Here is a 6,299-nt window from a genome sequence, read left to right as displayed (position 1 = left end):
GAAGAGCTTAGTTGCGGATTTGAGGATAAATAGTATTTATTATCTTAATACTTCTTTCTTAGAATTCCCTCTCTCCAAATCGCTTCCAAAAAGCCTGTCCCATATCCGATCAATTGGACAAAAGCCGCTATGATAGATAACAACGCAACGATTCCGTTCTTATTTCTCACTAAAGCGTCAAAAAAGATCAGCGAAATATAAAATAACAATAGCCCCCATACCTTTGGAACGAAAAAAGCGGAAATACATACCCCCAGCAGACCTACCACAAATAAGGCCGGCAGGCAATGTACCCATTTCAATGATTCCGGGTACTTCTGGTACAAGATAATCCTAGCGTACCCCGAATGCCATACTTGCCGGAAAAACTGGACGAAATTTGTTCTTCGCTTATGATAGACCCAAGCGCCCGGAAAATAACGGCATTTATAGCCTGCCGCAAAAATCCGGATACTAAAATCTATATCCTCTCCATAACGCATATCAGAGAAACCACCCAAGGCTTCATACACCTCTTTCCGCATTCCCATATTAAAACTCCGAGGATAGAATGTATCCAAATGTCTCCGGCTTCCTCGGATCCCTCCTGTCGTAAAGAAAGAAGTCATCGAGTAATTGACCGCTTTCTGTATAGCGGAAAAAGAAGAATGCGCCCTGTCGGCACCACCAAAGGCATCCACCTTATAACGTATCAAGGACTCGTGTACTTGTTCCAGATAGCTGGCCGGAACGATACAATCCGAATCCAAGACAATCACGATCTCTCCTTCCGCATAACGTACCCCTTGATTGCGAGCCAAGCCTGGACCTGAATTCTCTATATAGAAATAGCGAATCCTCAAGCGGTTATTATAGGCATTGACTATGGGCTCACAAGGTATAGAAGAACCGTCGTCCACTACGATAACCTCAAAATGTACATATGTCTGCCGGGTAAGGCTGTTTAATAAATCGTCTATCTCCTCCGGACGATTGTAGACAGGAACAATAATTGAAAATACTTCCATTAAGCTAGATTTAATCTGCCGACAAAAGTAAAGAGTTAAAAAGCGTGTGTCAAAAAAGGGCACTGGACAAATAGAGGACATAGCTGGACATCGAATACCCCCTATTTTTTACCCCATAATAGAAAAACTGGACAAAATCCATAAGATACGCTCAGTTTATCCATACGGAAAAGTCTATTTATCAACAGCTTACAAAATACAATACTATCCGCTACTATTTGGACAAAGACTGGACGCACACAATATTATTTCATTCGCACATCTGCCCCCCACATTAATTTTTCCCGAAGCGTCTGATAAAAAGTATGGTTATAGCGTTTGATGACTTTCGTCGTATAATCGGCCTTGCTCATCTTTAATTCGATACCTGCCGGGAATATTTCCGAACGTCCATCCAAAGAGATCAGAAAATATTTATTCCGGCTCTCTACCCGAAGCGTTATTATATCTGAATCCGGAATCACCAACGGACGCACGTTCAAGGAATGCGGAGCGACCGGACTCAAGACAATGCTATTACTTTGCGGGACGATAATCGGCCCATTTACGCTCATCGAATAGGCCGTGGAACCGGTAGGTGTAGCCACTACCAAACCATCCGCCTGATAAGAAGTCAGATATTCCCCATTCAAGAATGTATGAATCGTAATCATCGAGGAACTATCACGCTTCAGCACGGCGATCTCATTCAAGGCGTAATTATATCCGCGAAACGCACGGTCTTCCGTATATAAACGCAAGAGGGTTCGTTCCTCTACCTTATAGTAATTCTTAAAAATCTCATCCAGCGTATCCTCAACCTCATTACTGCTGACATCCGCAAGGAAGCCTAGCCGTCCGGTATTAATACCTAAAATAGGAATATCCTGTTTATTTACCCGGGCCGCCGTACGAAGGAACGTACCATCTCCTCCCACGCTAAGCGCTATATCCAGATCAAACTCATCACCCACTAATAGCCCGCTCACCACTGGCTCAAAACCAAAAGCATCGGTAAGGAATGTATAAAAAGGGCTGTCCACATAAATATCAGCCTCTTGTTCACGAAGCTTCTCAAACAAGCGTTTAATCAGATTCTGTCTCTCGATCTGATATTCACTTCCAAATATTCCAACTTTCATTCTACGCTCCTTACTTTACATATTCATATAATGTAATAACTCATTCATCCGCTGCTGCAACATATCATCCACCATCCCCTTCTCCATAAAATGATAAAGCACCGTATAATTGAAACGCTCGAAACTACGGATCACGGGAGAGGCATCTTCCAAATCAATCTTAAGGGTTATAAGCAGACGGCCCGTATCTTTATCTTGATGGGATAACAAATTAAGGACATGGGCATTATTCGCCTCTACCAAACGGGCGATATCCGTTAATGAATAATCCTGTGGCATCATTTCCAATACGATCACGCTTCCAGCCGCCTCCGCATTACATAGCTCGGATAAAGCATCTACCAAACGATCCCGGGTAATCGCCCCCAAATAAGTTCCGTCCACGGAAACCACAGGCAACAGGCTCAATCCATATCGGGTTATCATTGCCAACGCTTCATGTAAATGTCCATTTTCCGAAATCGCCGGAGCGAATAAAACCGGCTCACCGATCGTAGCCGAAGGATCCGGCAGCGCCAATAAGTCTTTTTCCGACACTAAACACTGGTATGCGTTATCACTCAATAACGGAAGATGCTTGAGTTTAAAATCCTCCATTAACGCCAACGCATATTCCGCTGTGTCAAAACTTTTTAACACCGGAATTTCCTTTGTTATGAAATCTTTCACCAACATTATTCTGTTAATTCCCTAAATCCTGCTAAATTTGCCGATACTTTTGTGCAAATGTAATGAAAGAAAAAAGATATACGATATACAATGACAAATTTAAGTGTAAACATTAACAAGGTTGCTACTATTCGTAACGCGAGAGGTGGCAATATGCCAAACGTGCTGAAAGTAGCGCAAGACTGTGAATTATTCGGGGCACAAGGAATTACGGTTCATCCCCGTCCGGATGAACGACACATACGCTATAGCGATGTTTATGGACTAAAACCTCTTATCCGGACAGAATTTAACATAGAAGGTTATCCTTGTGATAAATTCATCGACTTGGTATTGAAGGTAAAACCGACCCAAGTCACACTGGTTCCGGACGCTCCGGATGCCATCACGTCGAACTCAGGTTGGAACGTAAAGGACAATTTCGATTACTTAAGCGAATTGGTAGACACCTTTACCTCACAAGGAATCCGTACATCCATCTTCGTCGGAACAGACTTGGCGAATATCGAACTAGCGGCGAAAACAGGTACAGACCGTATTGAGCTATATACGGAACCTTATGCGACCTTTTATCCGGAAGATCGTGACAAAGCGATCGCTCCTTTTGTCGAGGCCGCGCAATTAGCTAAAAACTTAGGATTAGGCGTAAATGCCGGACACGATTTGAACTTAGAAAATCTGGCTTTCTTCAACAAGAATATCCCTTGGCTGGAGGAGGTTTCTATCGGCCATGCCTTGATTTGTGATGCGCTCTACCATGGTTTGCAAGAGACGATCGCTTTATACAAGGCATGCTTGAATAGTTGACAAGTGACAGTTTATAGTTATAAATCATAAATTATAATTCATAATTCGAAACGATGAGTATTTTACTTTCACTACAGGCCGTGGGCTCTCAGGCGGCAGATCAAATGCCGGATTTAACGGCTGTAACCCTTCCTACGGAAGCGGAAATCAATGTGATAGACCTTGCCTTTAAGGGAGGTTGGATTATGGTGGTATTGTTACTGCTCTCTCTGATGGCTATTTATATTTTTGTTCAACGTCTGATCATCATTCGCCGTGCGGGAAAAGAAGACGAGACGTTCATGAATCGTATCAAAGACTATATTCACGAGGGAAAAGTGGACTCGGCTCTCAATTTATGCAGGAGCACCAACACGCCTTCCGCCCGTATGATCGAGAAAGGTATTACCCGTTTGGGCCGTCCGATGAACGATGTACTCGTAGCGATCGAGAATGTCGGAAATTTGGAGATCGCTAAACTGGAAAAAGGTTTCCCCTTGATCGCGACGACCGCCGCCGGAGCTCCCATGCTTGGTTTCCTTGGGACGGTAACCGGTATGGTACGTGCTTTCTTCGATATGGCAAACGCAGGCACCAATGTTGATGTCTCCCTATTATCCGGTGGTATCTATGAGGCCTTGGTAACAACTGTTGGTGGTCTGGTTGTTGGTATTATTACATTGTTCGCGTACAACTATCTGGTATCTCAAGTAGATAACGTCGTGAACAAGATGGAGGCTCGTACGATGGAATTCATGGATTTATTAAATGAACCGGCTAATTAATTGAAAATGGAGAATTGAAAATTAAAAATGAGCCAACTCTCCTCTATTTAATTTTCAATTCTCCATTTTCAATTTTCAATTATAAAAAATTATGGCTCTAAAAAGAAGAACAAAGGTAAACGAAGCGTTCAGCATGGCCTCTATGACCGACGTCATATTCCTCTTGCTGATCTTCTTCATGGTTACCTCTACCGTAGTAATCCCGAACGCCATCAAGGTTACCTTGCCGCAAGCGCAAAAGCAAACAGCGGCGAAACCTCTTACGAGGGTAACGATAGACGCGAACTTGAATTACTACGTGGCATTTGGAAAGCAAAAAGAGGTACAGGTCTCATTTGATGAGATCACTCCTTTCTTGCAAGATAGTTACGCGAAGGAACCGGAGATGTTCGTCGCCTTATATGCCGACGAGACCGTGCCTTACAAAGAGATTGTAAAGATACTGAATATAGCGAACGAGAATAAATTCAAGATGGTGCTTGCTACCCGTCCGCAGAAATAACAGATATGAGACTGAATAAGGATGACATATACAGTTTGATCGGTACCGTTGCTTTTCACGGTGTCATTCTACTGATACTTTGGTTTACCGTATTGAAAACCGAGGTACCGGATGAAGACGGGGGTGTACTCGTTAATTTCGGGAATGTAGATGCCGCCGCCGGAATGTTCGAGCCTAAGTATACCGGGCAAGAACCGCCTCAGGAAACGACCACTCCCCCTCCTCCCGTACCGGAGCCGCAAGTGGAAACGCCCAAGCAGGAACTCATCACTCAAGATATCGAGGAAAGCGTAGCCCTTGAGGACGCTAAAAAGAAGAAAGAGGAAGAGAAACGCAAGAAACAAGAGGCTGAGAAGAAACGGAAAGAAGAGGAGGAGAAAGAACGTATCCGCCGGGAAGAAGCCGAGAAGAAACGTCTGGCCGAGGAACGCCGCAAGAAGGAACAAGCCATTAGCAACAAGGTGGCCGGAGCTTTTGGTATGGGAAACGCCGAGGGTAACAGCCAAGGTGACGCTGAAAGCGGAACCGGTAACCAAGGAAGTCCGTTCGGTAACTCTGATCACGGGGCGAATGAAGGCGTAGGCGGTTACGGATCATTTAATTTGAACGGTCGTTCCATTGGTGCCGGAGGTCTCCCTCGTCCCGCTTACACGATCCAAGAAGAAGGTCGTATTGTTATCAATATAACCGTAGATCCGAAAGGCAATGTTATATTTGCCGAGGTAGGCCGGGGAACTAATATCGACAACGCCTCCATGCGTAAAAGCGCTTTGGACGCAGCTCGAAAGGCGAAGTTCAACAGTATCAGCGGCGCTAATAACCAGAGTGGTACTATTACTTACGTGTACAAATTTAAATAATTGAATCTTATGAAGAAAGCGATCGTATTCTTAGCGAATGGCTTCGAGGAAATGGAAGCCACGGGAACCGTAGACATTTTGCGTCGCGGAGGTATAGACACGAAAACAGTCTCCATCACAGACGACCGTAAAGTGGTGGGTGCCCATCATATGGAATACAGGGCAGATGCCCTACTTTCCGAAACTGATTTTTCAGGTATAGACGCCTTGATCTTACCGGGAGGTATGCCCGGAGCATCCAATCTAAACGAGTCTGAGACGGTAAAGGAGGCCTTATTGCAACAATATCGCCAAGGAGGTATCGTAGCCGCTATCTGCGCCGCTCCAATGGTATTGGGCGGTCTTGGCTTATTAAAAGGCCGTAAAGCGACTTGCTACCCCGGGTTCGAACCGAAATTGATTGGTGCCACGGTAACAGGCGAGGCTGTCGAGGTAGATGGAAATGTGGTAACCGGTAGAGGACCGGGCTTGGTATTCAATTTTGGCCTAGCTTTAGTATCTGTACTAAAAGGTGACGCGGTTGCGGAGGAAGTTGCGGCCGGATTACTATTATAAGATTTAGATCATCA

General features: G+C 44.6%; 8 protein-coding genes. 5 read left to right on the top strand and 3 right to left on the bottom strand.

The genetic code is table 11. The features are described from left to right. Positions 1-44: 44 nt before the first annotated feature. From DWX84_RS19565 to DWX84_RS19555, 3 genes are all read right to left on the bottom strand, one after another. On the bottom strand, positions 45-1,007 hold the full coding sequence (locus DWX84_RS19565; RefSeq protein ID WP_172618156.1) for a glycosyltransferase family 2 protein: 963 nt from the start codon (positions 1,005-1,007) through the stop codon (positions 45-47). A gap of 245 nt (positions 1,008-1,252) precedes the next feature. After that, positions 1,253-2,128: an NAD kinase gene (locus tag DWX84_RS19560; RefSeq protein ID WP_005855867.1), complete on the bottom strand. Its 876-nt coding sequence runs from the start codon at positions 2,126-2,128 to the stop codon at positions 1,253-1,255. A 15-nt stretch (positions 2,129-2,143) separates the two neighbouring features. Continuing rightward, positions 2,144-2,803, bottom strand: a complete 660-nt coding sequence (locus DWX84_RS19555) for a CBS domain-containing protein (RefSeq protein ID WP_008771767.1) — start codon at positions 2,801-2,803, stop codon at positions 2,144-2,146. Between the two features lie 84 nt (positions 2,804-2,887). Between DWX84_RS19555 and DWX84_RS19550 the strand changes: the two genes are divergently transcribed. From DWX84_RS19550 to DWX84_RS19530, 5 genes are all read left to right on the top strand, one after another. Next, entirely contained in the window at positions 2,888-3,604 is a 717-nt protein-coding gene (locus DWX84_RS19550) for a pyridoxine 5'-phosphate synthase (protein WP_009017781.1), read from the top strand. 53 nt (positions 3,605-3,657) lie between these two features. Then, entirely contained in the window at positions 3,658-4,368 is a 711-nt protein-coding gene (locus DWX84_RS19545; protein ID WP_005855862.1) for a MotA/TolQ/ExbB proton channel family protein, read from the top strand. Positions 4,369-4,459: 91 nt separating this feature from the next. Continuing rightward, complete coding sequence (locus DWX84_RS19540; RefSeq protein ID WP_005855860.1) at positions 4,460-4,870, top strand: biopolymer transporter ExbD; 411 nt, start codon at positions 4,460-4,462, stop codon at positions 4,868-4,870. Between the two features lie 5 nt (positions 4,871-4,875). After that, positions 4,876-5,730 (top strand): energy transducer TonB, encoded by an 855-nt coding sequence (locus tag DWX84_RS19535; RefSeq protein ID WP_008771765.1) that lies wholly within the window; start codon positions 4,876-4,878, stop codon positions 5,728-5,730. Between the two features lie 9 nt (positions 5,731-5,739). Beyond that, positions 5,740-6,285 (top strand): DJ-1 family glyoxalase III, encoded by a 546-nt coding sequence (locus DWX84_RS19530; protein WP_048928266.1) that lies wholly within the window; start codon positions 5,740-5,742, stop codon positions 6,283-6,285. Positions 6,286-6,299 lie beyond the last annotated feature (14 nt).

This window comes from Parabacteroides sp. AF21-43 (assembly GCF_003635435.1).
Lineage (GTDB): Bacteria > Bacteroidota > Bacteroidia > Bacteroidales > Tannerellaceae > Parabacteroides > Parabacteroides distasonis.
Note: the sequence above shows the minus strand (reverse complement) of the source record. Positions and strands in the feature narration are given on the sequence as shown.

Coding starts and splice junctions, on each gene's coding strand:
- DWX84_RS19550 (WP_009017781.1), top strand. CDS start 2,888: ATGACAAATTTAAGTGTAAACATTAACAAGGTTGCTACTATTCGTAAC.
- DWX84_RS19565 (WP_172618156.1), bottom strand. CDS start 1,007: ATGGAAGTATTTTCAATTATTGTTCCTGTCTACAATCGTCCGGAGGAG.
- DWX84_RS19555 (WP_008771767.1), bottom strand. CDS start 2,803: ATGTTGGTGAAAGATTTCATAACAAAGGAAATTCCGGTGTTAAAAAGT.
- DWX84_RS19535 (WP_008771765.1), top strand. CDS start 4,876: ATGAGACTGAATAAGGATGACATATACAGTTTGATCGGTACCGTTGCT.
- DWX84_RS19560 (WP_005855867.1), bottom strand. CDS start 2,128: ATGAAAGTTGGAATATTTGGAAGTGAATATCAGATCGAGAGACAGAAT.
- DWX84_RS19545 (WP_005855862.1), top strand. CDS start 3,658: ATGAGTATTTTACTTTCACTACAGGCCGTGGGCTCTCAGGCGGCAGAT.
- DWX84_RS19530 (WP_048928266.1), top strand. CDS start 5,740: ATGAAGAAAGCGATCGTATTCTTAGCGAATGGCTTCGAGGAAATGGAA.
- DWX84_RS19540 (WP_005855860.1), top strand. CDS start 4,460: ATGGCTCTAAAAAGAAGAACAAAGGTAAACGAAGCGTTCAGCATGGCC.